This is a genomic window from Neptuniibacter sp. PT8_73 (assembly GCF_047778045.1).
Taxonomy (GTDB): Bacteria; Pseudomonadota; Gammaproteobacteria; order Pseudomonadales; family Balneatricaceae; genus Neptuniibacter.
The window spans coordinates 327,314-346,846 of record NZ_CP180545.1 but is presented as its reverse complement, the minus strand read 5'-3'; the positions used below and the strand labels follow the sequence as shown (position 1 = coordinate 346,846).

Genomic DNA, 19,533 nt, shown 5'->3' with positions numbered 1-19,533 from the left:
AACCCCGGGTCTTTTTACGTGCTCTATTAAAGAACAGATTTAACGGTTTCTACTACGTTTTCAGTAGTGAAACCGAAGTGTTTGAAAAGTTCACCTGCAGGCGCAGATTCACCGAAGGTATGCATACCTACGATGGCACCGTTCAAACCAACGTACTTGTACCAGAAGTCAGCCTGCAGGGCTTCAACCGCAACACGTGCAGTAACAGCCGCTGGCAGTACCGATTCACGATATTCCGCAGACTGCCTATCAAACAGACCTGTTTCAGGCATAGAGACAACACGTGCTTTCACGCCGTCAGCAGCCAGCGCTTCAGCTGCATCCATAGCCAGCCCAACTTCAGAACCGGTAGCGATAAGAATTGCATCTGGCTGACCGTCTGTATCACGCAAGATGTAACCACCTTTCGCGATGTTTGCGATCTGCTCTTCTGAACGAGCTTGATGCGGCAATCCCTGACGGGAGAAGATCATTGCCGTTGGGCCATCTACACGCTCAAGCGCAGATTTCCATGCAACCGCAGATTCAACTGCATCACACGGACGCCATGTGCTCATGTTTGGCGTGTGACGCAGGTTAGCCACTTGCTCAACAGGCTGGTGAGTCGGACCGTCTTCACCCAGACCAATAGAATCATGCGTGTAAACATGGATAGCTCGCTGCTTCATCAGTGCAGCCATACGTACTGCATTACGTGCGTATTCCATAAATACAAGGAAGGTCGCACCGTAAGGGATGAAACCACCGTGCAAAGCGATACCGTTCATGATCGCAGACATACCAAATTCACGTACACCGTAGAACAGGTAGTTACCTGATGCATCGTTTTTCTCTACACCTTTACAGCCAGACCATAGAGTCAAGTTAGAACCTGCTAGATCGGCAGAGCCACCTAGAAGTTCTGGCAAAAGAGGACCGTATGCATTCAGCGCATTCTGAGATGCCTTACGAGACGCAATTGTTTCGCCTTTCTCTGCAATTTCTGCAATATAAGCATCAGCCTTTTCTGCAAAATCTGCTGGTAATTCACCAGAGATACGGCGAAGCAATTCATCTGCTTGTTCAGGGAATTCAGCTCGGTACGCAGCAAAACGTTCGTTCCACTCATTTTCAGCGTGAACACCCGCTTCCTGTGCATTCCAGTCTTCAGCGATTTCAGCTGGCACCTCAAAGGCAGGATGAGCCCAGCCCAGACGTTCACGTGTTAGAGCAATCTCGTCATCACCCAACGGCGCACCGTGACAATCTTCTTTACCTTCTTTATTCGGAGAACCAAAACCGATAACTGTTTTACAGCAGATCAATGTTGGCTGTTCTGTGTTTTCTTTTGCCTGCTCGATCGCCGCGCGAATCTGATCAGCATCGTGACCATCAACACCTGGGATAACCTGCCAACCGTATGATTCAAAACGTTTAACGTTATCGTCGGTGTACCAGCCTTCAACTTCACCATCAATTGAGATGCCGTTGTCATCCCAGAAAGCAATCAGCTTACCAAGACCTAGTGTACCCGCTAGAGAACACGCCTCATGAGAGATACCTTCCATCAAGCAGCCGTCGCCCATGAACACATAAGTGTTGTGGTCGACAATATCGTGACCTTCACGGTTAAACTGAGCCGCGAGCGTTTTCTCCGCAACAGCAAAACCAACTGCGTTCGTGATGCCTTGTCCCAGAGGGCCTGTTGTCGTTTCTACACCTGGGCAGTAACCGTATTCAGGGTGACCCGCTGTTTTAGAATGAAGCTGACGGAAGTTTTTCAAATCTTCGATAGAGACATCGTAGCCAGTCAGGTGCAACAAGCTGTAGATCAGCATAGAGCCATGACCATTGGACAGTACGAAACGGTCGCGATCGAACCACTGCGGGTTTGTTGGGTTGTGCTTCATGAAATCGTTCCAAAGCACTTCAGCGATATCCGCCATACCCATTGGGGCACCCGGGTGACCAGATTTAGCTTTCTGTACGGCATCCATGCTCAACGCACGAATCGCGTTGGCAAGTTCTCTACGAGAAGACATTAACTCAGCTCCTGGGCGTTTTGCCCAAAATAGAAGGTTCAGGAAAAAATTGGGCGCAATTTTCTCGCAGATAGACAAAAGCTTCAAATAAGAATTGCACTTTCAGGGTAAAAATGAGCGTTTTTCATCCAAAAATTCAAAATTCTCATGCTGAAGGCACTGTAAAAATATGCATTTCACTAAAGTCGCGAGTAGAATACGCACTTTAAAAATCCACATGGTCTTCCAACTGCTAAACTTTTTTCTACACTTTGTGTCTTTTTAGCATCAGGTGAATTCCATCGAAGCCCTATTTTGTAAAGGTAATTTTCACAATGAGCGAATATAGCTTATTTACATCAGAATCCGTTTCCGAAGGTCACCCGGACAAAATTGCTGACCAGATCTCCGATGCTGTACTGGATGCTATCATTGCTGAAGATAAGCATGCTCGCGTTGCCTGCGAAACACTAGTAAAAACTGGTGTAGCCGTCGTTTCTGGCGAAATTACAACGTCTGCTTGGGTAGATTTGGAAGATCTAGTTCGTAAAGTCATTAATGATATCGGCTACACATCTTCCGATGTAGGTTACGATGGCGATACGTGTGGCGTAATCAACATCATCGGTAAACAATCTCCTGATATCAACCAAGGTGTTGACCGTGCTAAGCCTGAAGATCAAGGCGCCGGCGACCAAGGTCTGATGTTTGGTTATGCATCAAACGAAACTGACGTTTTGATGCCAGCACCAATCACCTATTCCCACCGTCTAGTAGAGCGCCAGGCTGAAGTTCGCAAATCTGGTCTCCTGCCATGGTTACGCCCAGATGCGAAATCCCAGCTAACATTCCGCTATGAGAACGGCAAGCCAGTAGGTGTTGACGCACTCGTTCTATCTACTCAGCACAACCCTGAAGTATCGCAGGCAGATCTTCGTGAAGCGGTAATGGAGCTAATTGTTAAGCACGTTATTCCTGCTGAATGGATCACAAAAGAGACTCAGTTCCACATCAACCCAACCGGCAACTTCGTAATCGGTGGTCCAGTAGGTGACTGTGGTCTGACAGGCCGTAAAATCATTGTTGATACTTATGGCGGCATGGCTCGTCATGGTGGTGGCGCATTCTCTGGTAAAGACCCATCAAAGGTAGACCGTTCTGCTGCTTACGCAGGTCGTTATGTCGCGAAGAACATTGTGGCTGCGGGCCTAGCAGACCGTTGTGAAATTCAGGTTTCTTACGCAATTGGTGTAGCAGAGCCAACGTCTGTATCGATCAATACATTCGGTACTGGCAAGATCTCCGATGATAAGATCATTCAATTAGTTCGTGAGCACTTTGACCTTCGCCCTTACGCGATCACTACAATGCTTGATCTACTTCACCCAATGTATCAGCCAACTGCTGCATACGGCCACTTTGGCCGTAACCCGTTCGAAATGGAGTACAAAGGTGAAACCTTTACTGCATTCACATGGGAGCGCACTGATAAAGCAGACGCACTACGCGAAGCTGCAGGCCTATCTTAATTTAGTGATTTTTCTCCAAAAAAAGCGCCTTATGGCGCTTTTTTATTGCCTACAGTAAGTTATATGACAATAATGAGAAACTTACTTTTCGCGGCCTTTTAAAATTAATGCAACTTAGTAATTTTAGCATCCGGCAAAAGCTGATTGGACTCGTCATCATACTCGCGCTGGGTATACTGATGACTTCCAGTCTTGCCTTTTACTTTTCATACCAAGACACCTTGGCCGGAAAGAAAGATCAGATTCGCAGTGTTGTTCAAGCCTCTGCCAGTCAGGTTCTCCAGCTTCGCGCGCTAAAAAAGTCCCAACAGATATCTGAAACAGAATATTTACAGCGACTTCGCTCGCTAATCTATGGCACAAACTATTCAGATGGAAGCTATATCTTTTTAATGACCGACGAAGCACGTGTTTACCTTCATCCCAAACGACCTGAGCTTGAAGGGCTTTTAATCAATGAAGTACCCAACATAAAAAATGGCAAAGCCATTGCTGCCAGCTTCAAGCAAATTTTGGAAAACCCTGAAAAATCTCAATTCTGGAAACTCTACCTACCGAAACCAGATGGAGGCCCCTCCCTCGAAAAGCTTACTTACGCACAGCTAATCCCTGATAGCGATCTGATTATCGGTACAGGCGTGTACCTTGACGATCTCATTCCGGTGTACATCAATCGTGCTCTGAGCTATATCACGATCACTCTGGCTGTACTATTTGCAGCATTAGCTACAGCAGTTCTGATATCACGAAATATCGTTCAACCAATCATCATTCTTTCTGGGCAAATGAAACGCCTATCTGCAGGCGATATTGATCAGGAAATACGCTTTACCCATCATAAAGATGAAATCGGCCAAATGGCTCAGTCATTAGAAGAATTTCGCGACCACTTGATTGAAAACAAGCGCTTACGCTATATGCAGGAACATGTTCAGTTTCTCGAGAACTTTGACCCAGTAACGCGCCTCTATAATCGCCGCGCGATTGGAGAAGCGCTTGAACGAGAGATCATTCGCAATTACGAAAGCCAAGAACAGGTTTCATTTCTGTTTATCCGTTTAGACCTACTAAGAAACTTAACCATAGAATTAGGTGATGAGCAGCGTGACCAGATCCTGATTGAAACAGCCAATCGTTTAAGACAAATGCTCTCAATCAACCACCGATTAGCGCGCATAAGTGAAGGCTGTTTTGGTTTAATGCTTATTAACAAACCGGCACACATCAACCTTGAAGATATAGCCGATTCGATTCTTAATACCATAGAAAAACCAATCCAATTGGATAATCTACAGATTCAAATTGGGGCACGTATTGGCATAGCCTCTTACCCAGAAGATGGTGATCAACAGTTTGAATTGATAGGTCGTTCAGAAATCGCCGCTAAAACTGCCCGCAAACGAGAGCAAGGCTGGCTCTACTTCAGCCAGATTAAAGGACAAACAACAGAACAAAAAATCGCTCTGTGGCAAGATCTCTCAACTGCAATGGACCAAGACCAATTTTATTTGGTATTCCAGCCGTTGTTTGATCTAGAAAGTAATGCTCCGCTGTCAGCTGAAACCTTATTACGCTGGACTCATCCCACACTAGGTCCTATATCGCCAGCAGTGTTTGTTCCTCTAGCGGAGCAAAGCGGCTTGATTTCACGCCTTGATCACTGGGTACTCAATGCCGTAGCCAAGCAATGCCGTAATTGGTTAGACAAAGACATTGCCTTTCCTCGCGTTGCTATCAACCTATCTGGCATCAGTTTTCTACGAAACGATTTCGAGCAAAAGCTACAAAACATTTTTTCTCAATACAATGTATCGCTTGAGCATATAGAGCTTGAACTGACTGAGGGTGTATTGATCGAAGATCTAGGTCGTATTCAGGAAAAATTAAAACGTGTACGTGATCTCGGTGTCAGTATTTCGATAGATGATTTCGGTACTGGCTACTCTTCGCTTAGCCGTATCAAAAACCTTCCAGTCGATCATATTAAAATTGATAAGTCGTTTATCGACGATATCGATACCAACCCACAAGATCTAAAAATAGTTCAGGCGATCATTCTAATGGCCCAAGGTTTACAACTGCACGTTGTAGCGGAAGGGGTTGAGACTGAACGCCAGCTATCTATTCTCCGCGAAGAACAATGTGATGTAGTCCAAGGCTACTTGTTAAGCCGCCCTCTCGCCGTGGCAGACTATGAAGCACTGATCGATGAAGACCTAATCATTGAAGGCGACTAAATCTTAATTATGAGAATACCCCGTTTTTTTGAATCGCAGCCCTTACAAACTGGTGCAGAAGTATCTTTGAGTGATTCTGTCGTTCAACACGTCAGTCGCTCATTAAGAATGCGACCTCAGGATCAGATCATTTTGTTCAATGGTGATGGCTCTGAATATAAGGCAGAGTTAATCAACATTGAAAAACGCAGTGTGACGGCACGTATCATTGAAAGCACACTCTCATCAACTGAAAGCCCTTTACCCATTACTATTGGTCAAACGCTTTCTCGAGGAGAGAGAATGGATTATGCCGTACAGAAAAGTACTGAGATGGGCGTAAAATCGATCACGCCTCTCTTTTCTGAACGCTGCGAAGTCAAACTTCCCAAAGATCGCCAAGAAAAACGTGTGAAGCATTGGCATCAGATTGCTATTAGCGCTTGTGAACAATCAGGTCGAACTATGCCCCCTGAAATAGCATACCCAACTGATCTGGAAAAATGGCTCACTGTCCAAGATGCAGAACTTAAACTTGTGCTACACCATCACAGCGAACAGCCGTTGCAAGAGATGTCAGTTCCACGTTCTGTTGCATTGCTGATTGGACCAGAAGGCGGCCTTACCAGCGATGAAGTTGAACTTGCAACTCGATATGGGTTCAAACCTCTGACACTTGGACCGCGCGTTATGCGCACAGAAACAGCTCCCGTAGCCGCATTAACATTACTCAATTATCTATGGGGCGACCTTGCTTAGGCATAAATTATGTCCTGTGCGCTTAAATGGTAAAGATTAAGGATCAAAAAATGACAATTAAGCTCGGCATTGTGATGGACCCTATTGATAACATCACATTCAAAAAAGACAGTTCACTCGCCATGCTATGGGCAGCCCAGCAGAAAGGCTGGGAGCTATGGTATATGGAGCAGCAGCATCTATTCTCACTAGACGGTAAAGCTCAAGCTAAGATGGCTCCTATTGAAGTAATGATGGACGAGCAAAAATGGTTTGAACGCGGCGAATACGAGACCTGCGACCTGTCCGATCTTAACGTGATTTTGATGCGTAAAGATCCACCATTCGATAACGAATTTATCTACACTACCTATCTATTGGAGCAGGCTGAAAAAGAAGGCTCTTTGATTGTTAACAAGCCCCAAAGCCTTCGCGATTTTAATGAGAAGCTGTTCGCGACTCATTTTCCGCAATGCTGTCCTCCGGTATTGGTGAGCAAGCATGAATCTATGCTGCGCGAATTCCACAAAGAGCATGGTGACGTCATCTTCAAACCACTCGATGGCATGGGCGGTTCACAAATATTCCGTATCAAAGAAGATGGCCTGAATCTAGGCGTGATTATTGAGACACTTACAAATCACGGCCAACAAACCATCATGGCTCAAAAGTTTATTCCTGAAATCGTAGATGGCGATAAACGCATTTTATTAGTGGATGGTGAACCAGTGCCTTATGGCCTAGCTCGAATCCCGGCGAAAGGGGAAACTCGAGGCAACTTGGCCGCAGGCGGCCGAGGAGAAGGACGCGAACTCACCGAACGAGATTATTGGATCTGCGAACAGATTGCTCCTACCCTAAAAGAAAAAGGATTATTATTTGTTGGCCTGGATGTTATTGGTGACTATCTCACCGAAATTAATGTAACCAGTCCAACCTGCATTCGCGAATTGAATAATCAGTACGGTCTAGATATTGGAATGCAGCTGATGGACGTAATCGAACAAAAATTGGCAAAGCAATAAAGAGATGCTGCTAACAAAGGACTCAACCAAGTGAGCACCGCTGTAGCTCAAACAGTAACCGCGGTTGAACGTTTCGGTTTTACGTTATTTTTCGCCACTGCGTTACATGCAGTGGCGATTTTGGGGATCACGTTCACATTCAATAATGAGCGCCCGCCCCAAAAAACAATTGAGATAACCTTAGCCCAATACCAGCAAGAAACAGCCCCAAAGCAGGCCGATTTCATTGCTCAAGCTAACCAAGAAGGCAGCGGTACAAGCAAAGATAAACTGTTGCCATCCACTCCTCAAAAAGCAGAATTTAGGGATAACAAACCGAAGCAAGCTACTGCTATAGCCCAGGCGGTTGAACCAACCCCTCCAAAACCTGAACCAAGTGCCGTAGCGGTTAATGCGAAGACAAAAGCAGACAACAGCTCTACACAAAAAGCGAAACAAAAGGTTATCACGGTTACACAAAGTACAAAAAAGGTGTCCACAATAACCGCTAAGCAACAACAGAAAGCCCCGTCCGGCGGCTCACCCGGCACATCTCTACTTGCGAGAAGCCTTGAGATGGCTAGTTTACAAGCGGAGATTGATGCTCATCGCGAACTGAGAGCAAAGCAACCTCGCATCAAACGCCTGACTTCAGCCTCAACTAAAAAGCGCGAGGATGCTCTTTATCTGCATAACTGGCGCAAAAAAATTGAGAACATCGGTAATCTTAACTACCCAGAAGAAGCTCGAAGAAACAAGATGTACGGTAGTTTACGCCTGCTGGTTTCAATCAAACCCGATGGATCTGTAAAAACTATTGAGATCTTAGAATCATCTGGGAAACCAATACTAGATGACGCAGCCATTCAGATAGTTAGGCTCGCTGCGCCCTTCCAACCGTTCCCTGTAGAGATGAGAAAAAGTACAGATATCCTTGAGATAATTCGTACTTGGAAATTTGAGAAACGCGCTTATTTAGACTAATTCTTAAATAACGTAGATAAAAAATGGGCCAGTAATTATGACCTCATCGAGCTGTTCGTTACGCAACCATTTTCTTATATCCATGCCTCACCTAAACGACCAGAGCTTTACACAAACTGTCACCTATATTTGTGACCATAGCGATTATGGCGCTATGGGCATTGTTATTAATCGCCCTGTAGGTATCACGCTGGTTGAACTATGTGATCACCTTAATCTCCCTTGCTCTTCTATCGCAAATCAGCAACAAGCTATTTTTAGTGGCGGCCCCGTCAGAAGTGATCGCGGCTATGTTCTTCACAAAGCATCCGACCCTTTCGAATGGAGTAACAGCCACTGTGTGGCAGATGATATTTACCTCACCACATCTATTGATGCTATTGAAGCAGCAGCAGAAGGGCGTTTTGAACATAATTATCTAGTAGCTCTAGGTTGTGCTGGCTGGAGCCCAGGGCAGCTAGAACAGGAGATGAGTGACAATGTTTGGTTAAGCTGTCCGGCAAATTCAGATATACTCTTCAGCACTCCGGCTGGTGATCGTTTGCAGGCAGCCGCATCAATATTGGGCATTAACCTTGATCTACTAACCGCCCTACCCGGACACGCCTGATATGTAGACGTCAGGCATTATGTCCATTTGGGATATAAGGCTCTGACACAGGCATGAGTAATCAGATCAATCAAGTTGTGGCGTTTGATTTTGGAACCTCCCGTATTGGGGTTGCAACGGGTCAAAACATTACCGGCACAGCCACACCACTCCCCCCTTTTTCTGCACGCGATGGCCAACCTAATTGGGATGAGATTTCCAAGCTCATGGATGAATGGCAACCTGATGCATTGGTTGTCGGCATACCGCTTAACTTTGACGGTACTATCAGTGATATGGCCCATAGAGCAAGGAAGTTTGCCAACCGATTACATGAGCGGTATAAAACGCCCTGCTTCTTGATGGACGAACGCTTATCTACCGCCGAAGCCAAAGAGATTCATTTTGCTGCGGGGGGCAGTGATAATTTTAAGAAAGAGTCTGTCGATGGCCTTGCCGCGCAACTGATCTTAGAAAGCTGGTTTAATTGCGACATTAGAATTCCTAGCCATACCCGATTGGAGGAAGTTTATGACAACAAACGTACTTAATGCTGAAGCCCTGCTGGAGAAAATGCAGCAGGAGTTACAGGCATTGCTGTCCAAAAATGATAAGCCTGATCCACTAATGATCGGCATTCATACGGGCGGGGTATGGTTAGCAGAGCGCCTACACCAAGCATTAGAATTAGACAGCCCTTTGGGGGTACTCGATATCTCTTTTCATCGAGATGACTTTGAAACCAGCGGTTTAAACCCTAAAGTTCAACCATCCAAGCTACCCTGCACAACAGAAGGACGCCATGTCATTCTTGTAGACGACGTCATCATGAGTGGCCGAACGATTCGTGCTGCCATGAATGAACTGTTTGACTATGGCCGCCCAGCATCCATAACACTTGCGACACTGCTTGACCTGCAGCAGCGTGAGTTACCTATACAAGCAGATATAATTGGCGGCACACTAGCAATAAGTGCCGACGAAACTGTAAAACTTACAGGTCCTGAGCCACTGGCTTTGGAAATCCGTAATCGTTCTGACGACTGAGTATTTATCATGTTTGAACAAAATGATCCGAATCAGATTCAACTCACAGATGAAGGCCAGCTGAAGCACTTTATTACCACAGAAGGGCTATCTCGCGAGTTGCTAACTGAAATTTTAGATACAGCAGACTCTTTTGTAGACATGAGCGCTAAACAGGTGAAAAAGGTTCCTCTGCTAAGAGGTAAAACAGTCGTAAACCTATTTTTTGAAGCGAGCACCCGTACTCTTTCGACATTTGAACTAGCAGCGAAACGTCTTTCAGCTGATGTTTTGAACCTAAATATCAGCACGTCTTCCACCTCTAAAGGCGAGACACTAAAAGACACGCTAATGACACTTCACGCAATGCATTCAGATATGTTTGTTGTCCGTCATTCAAGCAGTGGTGCAGCTCACTTTATTGCGGAGCACGTAACACCAGATGTTGCTGTTATTAACGCTGGTGATGGTCGTCACGCTCACCCAACTCAAGCAATGCTGGACATGCTTACAATCCGTCAGGCTAAAGGTGATTTTGCTCCATTAACCGTGGCAATTGTCGGTGATATCTTACATTCGCGCGTTGCTCGCTCTCAGATCCACGCTTTACGTACGCTGGGTGTAAATGAGATTCGTGTTATTGCACCGAATACACTGCTGCCTCGCAATATCGAAGCCTTAGGCGTGAAGGTATTCACCAATATGCAAGAAGGCATCAAAGACGTTGATGTTGTGATGATGCTGCGTCTTCAGAAAGAGCGTATGAACAGTGCACTTCTGCCGAGTGAAAGCGAATTTTACAAGCTATACGGTCTTACTATGGACAAACTGCTGCTAGCCAAACCTGATGCAGTCGTGATGCACCCTGGTCCGATTAACCGCGGCGTAGAGATAGCCTCATCGGTAGCGGACGGAGACCGCTCCCTTATTTTAGATCAGGTAACAAACGGTATTGCTGTACGTATGGCTGTTATGTCTATGGCAATGAGCGGCCAAGCAAAAAGCCGCCCGAATCAGTTGGAAGCAGGAGAGTAACGACCATGCACATTCTTATTCAAGGCGGTCGTATCATTGACCCTGCAAACCAAACTGACAGAGTTGCTGATCTGTACTTAGTCGATGGTGAAATTGCAGCTTACGATTCTGTTCCAGAAGGCTTCGAAGCAGAGCAAACTATTAATGCTGAAAATCAGATTGTTTGCCCCGGCTTTATCGACCTATGCGCCCATGCTCGTGAACCGGGCCCAGCACAGAAAGGCTCAATAAAAACAGAAGCAGCCGCAGCCGTTGCAGGCGGTGTAACTACAATAGTGACACCACCTTCAACTAACCCTGTCATCGATACGCGTGCAGTTGCCCAACTCATTCAGGATCGCTGTGAAGAAGAAGGCAAAATGCAAATTTTACCTATGGGCGCGCTTACTAAAGGCCTTCAAGGCGAGCAGCTTGCACCTATGGCAGCGTTGTCAGCAGCAGGTTGCATAGCATTTACCAACACACGCAATCCGGTAGCAGATTCTTTAACCCTAACTCGCTGCCTAGAATATGCCGCCACCCATGATCTGCTTGTAATTTTCCAAGCTGAAGATAACGCCTTAGCTAAAGGCGGCTGCATGCATGAAGGTAGTACTTGTACTCGACTAGGTCTTAACGGCATCCCAGAATCTGCAGAAACCATCGATGTATCTCGTAATTTACTGTTAGTCGAGCAGACTGGTGTTCGTGCTCACTTTGGTCAGCTATCCTGTGAACGCTCTGTTCGTATGATTACTGAAGCTCGAGAAAGAGGCCTTCCAGTAACAGCAGATGTATCAATCCAGAATCTACTACTCACTGATGAAAATGTGAACGGTTTCAACAATGACTTCCACCTGATCCCGCCTTTGCGTAGTCAACTAGACCGCGCTGGACTAATTCAGGGATTGTTAGGCGGAAGCATTCAGGCGATCTGTTCTGACCACCAGCCGCATGAACGTGCAGCGAAAGAGGCGCCATTTGCAGATACCGAACCGGGTATGATCGGTTTGGAAACATTGCTACCTTTAGGCCTGTTGCTAGTTGAACAGAACATGTTAGATCTGCCTCAACTGATTGAAAAGCTAACCTCAGCCCCAGCTGAAATATTAGGCCTACCTACAGGTAACCTGAGCATTGGCAGTGCTGCGAACATCTGTATTTTCAATCCTGAAACAGAGTGGCAACTCACTCCTGAGACATGCCACTCTAGAGGAAAGAACACACCGTTCATGAACTACCCTCTAAAAGGCAAAGTGTCCCATACACTTTTCCAAGGACAGATTGTATACAATGCCTAAACGTAAAAAAGCCGCGATATAATGTCGCGGCTTTTTTCTTTCCAGCATATTTCTTTAAAGCGAAGCAATCCTTGGATTACATCCCCTTAACGTTAGCATCGCCTTCGTTATGTAGATAATCCTCTTCATCTTGCAAATGGAAGGATTGATTATCGTCTTCAACTGCTAGCTCTGGGTTGGTATCAGCACTCAACTTAATCATGAGACGGAGATCGTTTGGTGAATCCGCATGAGCCAACGCCACATCGTAAGTAATCACACCATCTTTATAGAGAGTAAATAAGGACTGATCGAACGTCTGCATCCCTAAGTTAGTCGATTTCTTAACTACATCTTTGATCTCATGAACTTCGCCCTTGCGGATAAGGTCCTGAATCAATGGCGTATTAATCAATACCTCTATCGCTGCACGACGACCTTTACCATCTTTCGTCGGCAAAAGTTGCTGGGCTATGATCGCTTTCAAGTTCAGCGACAGATCCATCCACAACTGATCGTGGTGTTCAGGTGGGAAAAAGCTGATAACACGATCCAATGCCTGGTTAGCATTGTTAGCGTGCAATGTCGCTAAAGTTAAGTGGCCTGTTTCGGCAAATACGATACCGTGCTGCATCGTTTCACGAGTACGGATCTCACCCATCAAAATTACATCAGGCGCCTGACGCAGCGTATTTTTCAACGCCACATCAAACGAGTCTGTATCGATACCCACTTCACGCTGAGTGATAATACTTTGCTTGTGCTCATGGATATATTCAATCGGGTCTTCGATGGTAATGATATGACCACGGTGATTGGTATTACGGTAATCAATCATCGATGCCAAGGAAGTCGATTTACCTGTAGAGGTACCACCCACAAACAAGATCAGTCCTCGTTTTGTCATCGACAAATCACGGAGAATCGGTGGCAAATTGAGCTCTTCTAAACTCGGGATATAGTTATTAATTTTCCTTAATACCATCCCCGCAGAGTTACGCTGAAAGAATGCAGACACACGGAAACGACCTAGACCCGGCGCACTAATCGCAAAGTTACACTCATGTGATCCTTCAAACTCAGCAAGCTGCTTATCATTCATGGTACTGTATACAAGCGCCCGTGCCTGAGAAGGCTTGAGGGTGTCTTTTGTTAACGGCTTCAAAGTACCATCAACTTTAATCGTAGGCCTTGCACCGGCCGTAACAAAAAGGTCAGATGCATCCCTCTCTACCATAACCTTTAGTAGCTGCGTAAAATCCACGCCGTTTGTCTCCTAAGCCCAATTAGAACTGTTGTGGGTTTGCTGCTCGCTCACGCGCTGTCTCGCGAGAGATTAGTCCTTTCTGCATCAACTCTTGTAGAGATTGATCCAAGGTTTTCATACCAAATGCAGCGCCCGTCTGGATCGCAGAATACATCTGCGCCACTTTATCCTCACGAATAAGGTTACGAATAGCTGGTGTACCGATCATAATTTCGTGAGCTGCAACACGTCCGCCTTTCGGCTTTTTCAAAAGTGTTTGAGATATAACGCCCATCAGTGATTCTGAAAGCATGGATCGAACCATATCTTTCTCAGCCGCTGGAAATACGTCAATCACACGGTCAATTGTTTTTGCTGCAGAGGTCGTATGCAAAGTACCAAACACTAAGTGACCTGTTTCCGCAGCCGTAAGCGCAAGACGGATAGTTTCCAAGTCTCGCATCTCACCTACAAGGATAATATCCGGGTCTTCACGAAGTGCCGATCGAAGCGCATGTGCAAAGCTATGAGTATCTCGATGCACTTCACGCTGGTTAACCAAGCACTTTTTACTTTCATGCACGAATTCGATTGGATCTTCGATTGTAAGAATGTGATCTGCGCGAGTATCATTGATGTAATCAATCATTGCAGCCAAGGTGGTACTTTTACCGGAACCCGTTGGCCCCGTCACAAGCACTAAACCACGCGGTTTTTCAGACAAGTCCTGAAAAACCTTACCCATATCAAGATCATCTAGGGTCAATACCTTGCTCGGGATCGTACGGAAAACAGCACCAGCACCACGGTTCTGGTTAAATGCATTGACACGAAAACGTGCCAAACCAGGCACTTCGAACGAAAAATCCGTTTCAAGCACATCTTCGTACTCTTTACGTTGTTTATCGTTCATAATGTCGTATACGAGTGTGTGGACCTGCTTATGATCCAATGAAGGCAGTTTAATGCGACGCACATCACCGTCAACACGAATAATAGGAGGCATCCCTGCAGAGATATGCAAGTCAGATGCGCCTTGTTGTACGGTAAATGATAAAAGTTCGGTAATATCCATAACGTTCCTGTAACCCGGCACTGCGTTATATAGTTATAAGGTAGTTCTAGCAGAATCCCCGTTGCAATCCAATTGCTAAGGTCACAAATATATGTCAATCATAGCAGAGAATCTGAAGAAGGTTCGTTCTGAGATAGCTTCTTCTGCCTCTATCAATGGACGAAACACTAAAGACATCACCCTGTTAGCCGTCAGTAAAACACGCCCTGCAGGCGATATTCGTATTGCAGCAAACGAAGGCCAGGTGCATTTTGGCGAAAACTACCTACAGGAAAGTTTAGACAAAATTAACGAGTTAAAAGAGCTCAAGCTGTGCTGGCACTTTATTGGTCCGCTGCAATCCAATAAGACCCGAGCTGTCGCAGAAAACTTTGATTGGCTGCATACTTTAGACCGCTTAAAAATCGCTAAGAGACTTTCCGAGCAGCGCCCTGCAGAGCTGGAACCACTGAATGTTTGCATTCAGCTCAATATCAGTAACGAAGAGAGCAAATCGGGCTGTCAACCTGAAGAATTACATACTCTGGTTGAGGAGATTAGCAAACTGCCTAACATCTGTGTTCGTGGTCTTATGGCAATCCCTAAAGCGACTGAAGATCCAAAGGAACAACAAGCCGCTTTTGCAAAAATGAAAGCGCTACAGCTTGAATTACAGGCCAAACACCCTCAATTAGATACACTATCAATGGGCATGTCTGGAGATATGGATGCTGCTATCGCAGAGGGCTCTACTATTGTCCGTATTGGCACAGCCATTTTTGGCCCTCGGGCACCTAAGTCCGCCTAATATTTGTAAGGATCTATTGTGAATAACCAACCTATTCTCGCGTTTATCGGTGCTGGCAACATGGCCCGCGCTATCATTGGCGGTCTAATCAACAATGGCTACCCAGCAGAAAAGATCTGGGCCAGTGAGCCTGAAGCTGACCGTCTTGTCGATTTAAAGGCACAAGGCCTCAAAACAACTACGGATAACAACGAAGCTGTTCAAGCGGCTGATGTAGTAGTCCTTGCAGTTAAACCACAAATTTTAAAAACCGTAACGGAATCAATCGCGAGTAGCGTACAAAGCTCGCAGCCATTAATTGTGTCAGTCGCAGCTGGCATTATGACTACTAGTATCGATAAATGGTTAGGGGGAAACAGTGCAATTGTTCGTTGTATGCCAAACACCCCAGCACTGGTAAAGACTGGCGCTAGTGGACTGTACGCCAACGCTAAAGTTTCCGCCGAGCAACGCCAACAATCCGAAACTATTCTAGATGCTACAGGCATTACATTGTGGGTAGATGAAGAATTGCAACTTGATGCCGTAACCGCTGTATCAGGCTCAGGCCCGGCATATTATTTCCTTGTCATGGAATCCATGATTGCTGCTGGAGAAAAACTAGGCCTTTCAAAAGAAACTGCCACTCAACTAACGCTACAGACTGCTCTTGGAGCGGCTAAAATGGCGAAAGAGAGTGAGTTTGACCCAGCGGAACTTCGCCGACGAGTGACCTCTCCTAATGGTACAACTGAGCAAGCGATCAAGCGTTTTATCGATGGCCAACTTCCTGAGCTTTTTGATGATGCAATGAAAGCATGTAATGATCGTTCCGTAGAACTTGCCGAAGAACTAGGCAAAGATTAACAGCAAGGTTCAACATCGCACAGCTACACTCTATACTGCGTGAAAGTTGAACCTAACTATACTTGTTTTACTAACAGATCAACGACATAGGAATTGATATGGCACAGGATCCAATCGTTTTGATAATCCGCATGCTAGGTGAAATGTATGCGTTCATTATTATCTTGCGTTTCCTTTTACAGTTGTCCCATGCCGACTATTACAATCCGATATCTCAAGCGATTGCCAAATTGACAAATGTACCTGTAGTCGCAATTAGTCGCGCTGTACCTCGCATTGGCAAATTTGATGCGTCGGCATTGCTCTATGCAACAGTAGTTAAACTCGCGACACTATTTTTGATAGTGATGGTATCGGGAATGGACATGCCCAACATTGTTCACCTTCTGGTACTGGCGCTTGTGGGTGTTGTTAATGGTATTCTAGAGATCTATTTCTGGGCAGTATTAGGCTCAGTTATTATCAGCTGGGTGGCGCCTGGTAGTTATCATCCTGGCCCACAATTGATTCAACAAGTCACACAGCCTCTATTTAAACTTGTGCAGAAGGTGGTCCCACCTATAGGTGGTTTAGATTTGTCACCTATATTTATTTTCCTTGCGATCACAATCATACAATCCCAGTTAGGCCGATTTGTTTACTAACTGATAAAGCAGAGCATTTTCGTTCGCTCTGCTCTATTTCATTGTTTGATAGCGAGTTTTTACATTAATCGCTTGGACAAATACGAGCTTGTGACGTAAAAACTCGTTAAAATAGGTTAACTTGATTAACTTGTAAGATCATTTTACTGAGATACCTAAGGTGACAGATTCAACTTTCATTTCTCTTAGTCGCGTACTCATCTTCTATGAGATGTGAGGCTCGACTCCTCTAGCGCATCTAGCGCTCCGTTTCGTTGTGTAATTTGAAAAATGCTGTTTTAGAGTCGAGATTAGAAATGCCTGCTGTTATTCCTGAAGATTCCGTTGGAATTGTTACTCCTGAAATTATTGAATTTAATGAGCCATTACAGCTTCAATGCGGCCGCACATTAGATAAATACCACCTTATCATCGAGACCTACGGTGAGCTCAATAAAGATCGATCAAATGCGATTCTGATCTGTCATGCTTTGTCTGGTAACCACCACGTTGCCGGCTATCACAGCATGGATGATAAAAAACCGGGCTGGTGGGATAGCGCCATAGGCCCCGGTAAAGCAATCGATACCAATAAATTCTTTGTTATCGCGTTAAATAACCTAGGTGGCTGCCATGGTTCTAGCGGTCCTAACCAGATCAATCCTGAAACCGGCAAACCTTATGGCCCTGATTTCCCGATTGTTACAGTCAATGACTGGGTTGAAAGCCAAGCGCGTTTGGCGGATCGCTTCCGTATCGAGCAGTTTGCCGCTGTTATTGGTGGAAGCTTGGGCGGCATGCAGGCATTGCAGTGGTCAATCAATTATCCTGATCGCCTCCGTCACTGCATGGTTATCGCAGCCGCACCTAAGTTATCAGCACAGAACATCGCCTTTAACGAAGTCGCTCGCCAAGCGATCAGCAAAGACTCTCAGTTCCATAACGGTCATTACTACGAAAAAGACGAAGTACCTAAAGTCGGCCTAATGCTGGCCCGCATGTTAGGTCATATCACTTACCTATCAGACGACGGCATGCGCAGTAAATTTGGTCGGGAGCTTCGTTCAGGACAGATTAGCTACGATTTCACACCACAGTTTGAAATCGAGTCTTACCTTCGCTATCAAGGCGAGCGTTTCTCGACAGCATTTGACGCTAATACATACTTGTTGATGACTAAAGCGCTGGATTACTTCGATCCAACAGTGGATAGCGGAAAAAGCCTTCCAGAAGTACTAGCGCAAGCAAAAGCAAAGTTTATGGTGATCTCATTCACTACGGATTGGCGCTTCTCTCCAGAGCGCTCACGCGAGATTGTGGATGCGCTAGTAGAAGCAGATAAACAAGTAAGCTATGCAGAAATTGAAGCTGCTCAGGGACATGATGCGTTCCTAATCCCTATTCCTCGCTACTTAGACATCTTCTCTGCTTATATGGAGCGAGTTGAACAGGATACTGTGGCACTAAAAACAGGGGAGAAAAGCTAATGCGCGCTGATTTAGAACTGATCAAAGACTGGGTAGAACCTGGCAAGCGCGTGCTTGACCTTTGTTGTGGTGATGGTGAGTTACTTCACTATCTGCAAACAGAAAAGAACGCGACCGGCTACGGTTTGGAAATCGGCCAAGACAATATCACTGATTGTGTCCGCAAAGGCGTCAACGTTATCGAGAAGGATATTGAGGAAGGCCTAGCTTCGATCAAAGACAATACCTTTGATACCGTCATCATGACGCAGGCTATCCAAATCATGATGCGCCCGGATCAAATTGTGGATGAGATGCTGCGTATAGGCAAAGAGTGTATCGTCACCTTCCCAAATTTCGGACACTGGCGTGCGCGTGGATATTTGGCGTTCAGAGGTAAGATGCCAGTATCCAAGTTCCTACCCTATACTTGGTATAACACACCCAACACACACTTCTGTACGTTTAATGATTTTGAACAACTCTGTGTTGAACGCAATATCTACATCATGGATCGTACCGTTGTGGATAACGAACACCAACACCGGTGGTGGATTCATCTCTGGCCTAACATGCTGGGTGAAATTGCCATCTACCGGATTACAAAATAAGTGAGGAAGATAATGAATCGCTTAAGCAAATGGGCATCAGCTTTATTTTTGTCATTATTCACACTCATTAGCCAACCAGTTCTGGCTGAGCAGTTTGTAAAATATGACAACTACGAGATCCACTATAACGCTTTCTACAGTACGTTTATTAAGCCCGATGTAGCTCAGGCTATTGGTATCCAACGTAGTAAGCGTCGCGCTCTGGTTAATGTATCGGTTTTGAAAATTGAGGATGGCGAGAAAAAACCTGTATCAGCGTTTGTAAAAGGCCAAGCAACAAGCTTGATTCAACAATCGCAAAATCTCGACTTTAAAAAAGTCGATGAAGGCAATGCGATCTATTACATAGGTCAATTTGGTTTTACTGATGATCAAGTGATGCGCCTATCTCTAGAAGTGCAGCCAGACCCAAACAAACCTGCTTACACTGTAAAATTTGAACAACGCTTTTACGAAGAGTAAGCCCTAACAACTCACAAAAAGGCGCATTATCATGCGT

Annotated in this window: 19 protein-coding genes; 16 read left to right on the top strand and 3 right to left on the bottom strand. The window is 45.5% G+C overall.

Annotated elements, in window-relative coordinates; all coding sequences use genetic code 11:
• Positions 1-26: 26 nt before the first annotated feature.
• Positions 27-2,021 carry a transketolase gene (tkt, locus tag ACMXYN_RS01530; RefSeq protein WP_415893187.1) on the bottom strand — a complete coding sequence of 665 codons (1,995 nt, stop codon included), beginning with the start codon at positions 2,019-2,021 and terminating at the stop codon, positions 27-29.
• Positions 2,022-2,335: 314 nt separating this feature from the next.
• Here tkt and metK point away from each other — a divergent pair, with 314 nt between their 5' ends.
• The 10 genes from metK to ACMXYN_RS01480 all read left to right on the top strand — a co-directional run bounded on the left by metK (position 2,336) and on the right by ACMXYN_RS01480 (position 12,401).
• A complete protein-coding gene (metK, locus tag ACMXYN_RS01525; protein ID WP_415883233.1) occupies positions 2,336-3,529 on the top strand; it encodes a methionine adenosyltransferase in 1,194 nt (397 codons plus the stop codon).
• A gap of 179 nt (positions 3,530-3,708) precedes the next feature.
• Entirely contained in the window at positions 3,709-5,766 is a 2,058-nt protein-coding gene (locus ACMXYN_RS01520; protein WP_415893186.1) for an EAL domain-containing protein, read from the top strand.
• 66 nt (positions 5,767-5,832) lie between these two features.
• The gene (locus tag ACMXYN_RS01515) at positions 5,833-6,504 is read left to right on the top strand and encodes a 16S rRNA (uracil(1498)-N(3))-methyltransferase (protein ID WP_415893185.1); all 672 of its coding nucleotides are present in this window, start codon (positions 5,833-5,835) and stop codon (positions 6,502-6,504) included.
• A 50-nt stretch (positions 6,505-6,554) separates the two neighbouring features.
• Positions 6,555-7,508: a glutathione synthase gene (gene gshB, locus ACMXYN_RS01510; RefSeq protein ID WP_415893184.1), complete on the top strand. Its 954-nt coding sequence runs from the start codon at positions 6,555-6,557 to the stop codon at positions 7,506-7,508.
• A gap of 30 nt (positions 7,509-7,538) precedes the next feature.
• Positions 7,539-8,471 carry a TonB family protein gene (locus tag ACMXYN_RS01505; protein ID WP_415893183.1) on the top strand — a complete coding sequence of 311 codons (933 nt, stop codon included), beginning with the start codon at positions 7,539-7,541 and terminating at the stop codon, positions 8,469-8,471.
• Between the two features lie 37 nt (positions 8,472-8,508).
• On the top strand, positions 8,509-9,081 hold the full coding sequence (locus tag ACMXYN_RS01500) for a YqgE/AlgH family protein (RefSeq protein ID WP_415893182.1): 573 nt from the start codon (positions 8,509-8,511) through the stop codon (positions 9,079-9,081).
• Positions 9,082-9,134: 53 nt separating this feature from the next.
• Entirely contained in the window at positions 9,135-9,611 is a 477-nt protein-coding gene (gene ruvX, locus ACMXYN_RS01495; RefSeq protein ID WP_415893181.1) for a Holliday junction resolvase RuvX, read from the top strand.
• Positions 9,592-10,107, top strand: a complete 516-nt coding sequence (gene pyrR / locus ACMXYN_RS01490; protein WP_415893180.1) for a bifunctional pyr operon transcriptional regulator/uracil phosphoribosyltransferase PyrR — start codon at positions 9,592-9,594, stop codon at positions 10,105-10,107. Before ruvX ends, pyrR begins: the two co-directional genes overlap by 20 nt.
• Positions 10,108-10,116: 9 nt before the next feature.
• Positions 10,117-11,121, top strand: a complete 1,005-nt coding sequence (locus ACMXYN_RS01485) for an aspartate carbamoyltransferase catalytic subunit (protein ID WP_415893179.1) — start codon at positions 10,117-10,119, stop codon at positions 11,119-11,121.
• A gap of 5 nt (positions 11,122-11,126) precedes the next feature.
• Positions 11,127-12,401 carry a dihydroorotase gene (locus ACMXYN_RS01480; protein WP_415893178.1) on the top strand — a complete coding sequence of 425 codons (1,275 nt, stop codon included), beginning with the start codon at positions 11,127-11,129 and terminating at the stop codon, positions 12,399-12,401.
• Positions 12,402-12,477: 76 nt separating this feature from the next.
• On the opposite strand, the gene ACMXYN_RS01475 is transcribed toward ACMXYN_RS01480, so the two are convergent.
• The gene (locus ACMXYN_RS01475) at positions 12,478-13,644 is read right to left on the bottom strand and encodes a PilT/PilU family type 4a pilus ATPase (protein WP_415893177.1); all 1,167 of its coding nucleotides are present in this window, start codon (positions 13,642-13,644) and stop codon (positions 12,478-12,480) included.
• 22 nt (positions 13,645-13,666) lie between these two features.
• A complete protein-coding gene (locus ACMXYN_RS01470) occupies positions 13,667-14,701 on the bottom strand; it encodes a type IV pilus twitching motility protein PilT (RefSeq protein WP_415893176.1) in 1,035 nt (344 codons plus the stop codon).
• A gap of 91 nt (positions 14,702-14,792) precedes the next feature.
• Here ACMXYN_RS01470 and ACMXYN_RS01465 point away from each other — a divergent pair, with 91 nt between their 5' ends.
• From ACMXYN_RS01465 to ACMXYN_RS01440, 6 genes are all read left to right on the top strand, one after another.
• On the top strand, positions 14,793-15,488 hold the full coding sequence (locus ACMXYN_RS01465) for a YggS family pyridoxal phosphate-dependent enzyme (RefSeq protein WP_415893175.1): 696 nt from the start codon (positions 14,793-14,795) through the stop codon (positions 15,486-15,488).
• Positions 15,489-15,506: 18 nt separating this feature from the next.
• Positions 15,507-16,334, top strand: a complete 828-nt coding sequence (gene proC, locus ACMXYN_RS01460) for a pyrroline-5-carboxylate reductase (protein WP_415893174.1) — start codon at positions 15,507-15,509, stop codon at positions 16,332-16,334.
• Between the two features lie 98 nt (positions 16,335-16,432).
• Complete coding sequence (locus ACMXYN_RS01455; RefSeq protein ID WP_415893173.1) at positions 16,433-16,978, top strand: YggT family protein; 546 nt, start codon at positions 16,433-16,435, stop codon at positions 16,976-16,978.
• A gap of 296 nt (positions 16,979-17,274) precedes the next feature.
• Entirely contained in the window at positions 17,275-18,444 is a 1,170-nt protein-coding gene (gene metX, locus ACMXYN_RS01450) for a homoserine O-succinyltransferase MetX (RefSeq protein WP_415893172.1), read from the top strand.
• Positions 18,444-19,034 carry a methionine biosynthesis protein MetW gene (metW, locus tag ACMXYN_RS01445; protein WP_415893171.1) on the top strand — a complete coding sequence of 197 codons (591 nt, stop codon included), beginning with the start codon at positions 18,444-18,446 and terminating at the stop codon, positions 19,032-19,034. Before metX ends, metW begins: the two co-directional genes overlap by 1 nt.
• 12 nt (positions 19,035-19,046) lie before the next feature.
• Positions 19,047-19,496 (top strand): DUF4426 domain-containing protein, encoded by a 450-nt coding sequence (locus tag ACMXYN_RS01440; protein WP_415893170.1) that lies wholly within the window; start codon positions 19,047-19,049, stop codon positions 19,494-19,496.
• Positions 19,497-19,533 lie beyond the last annotated feature (37 nt).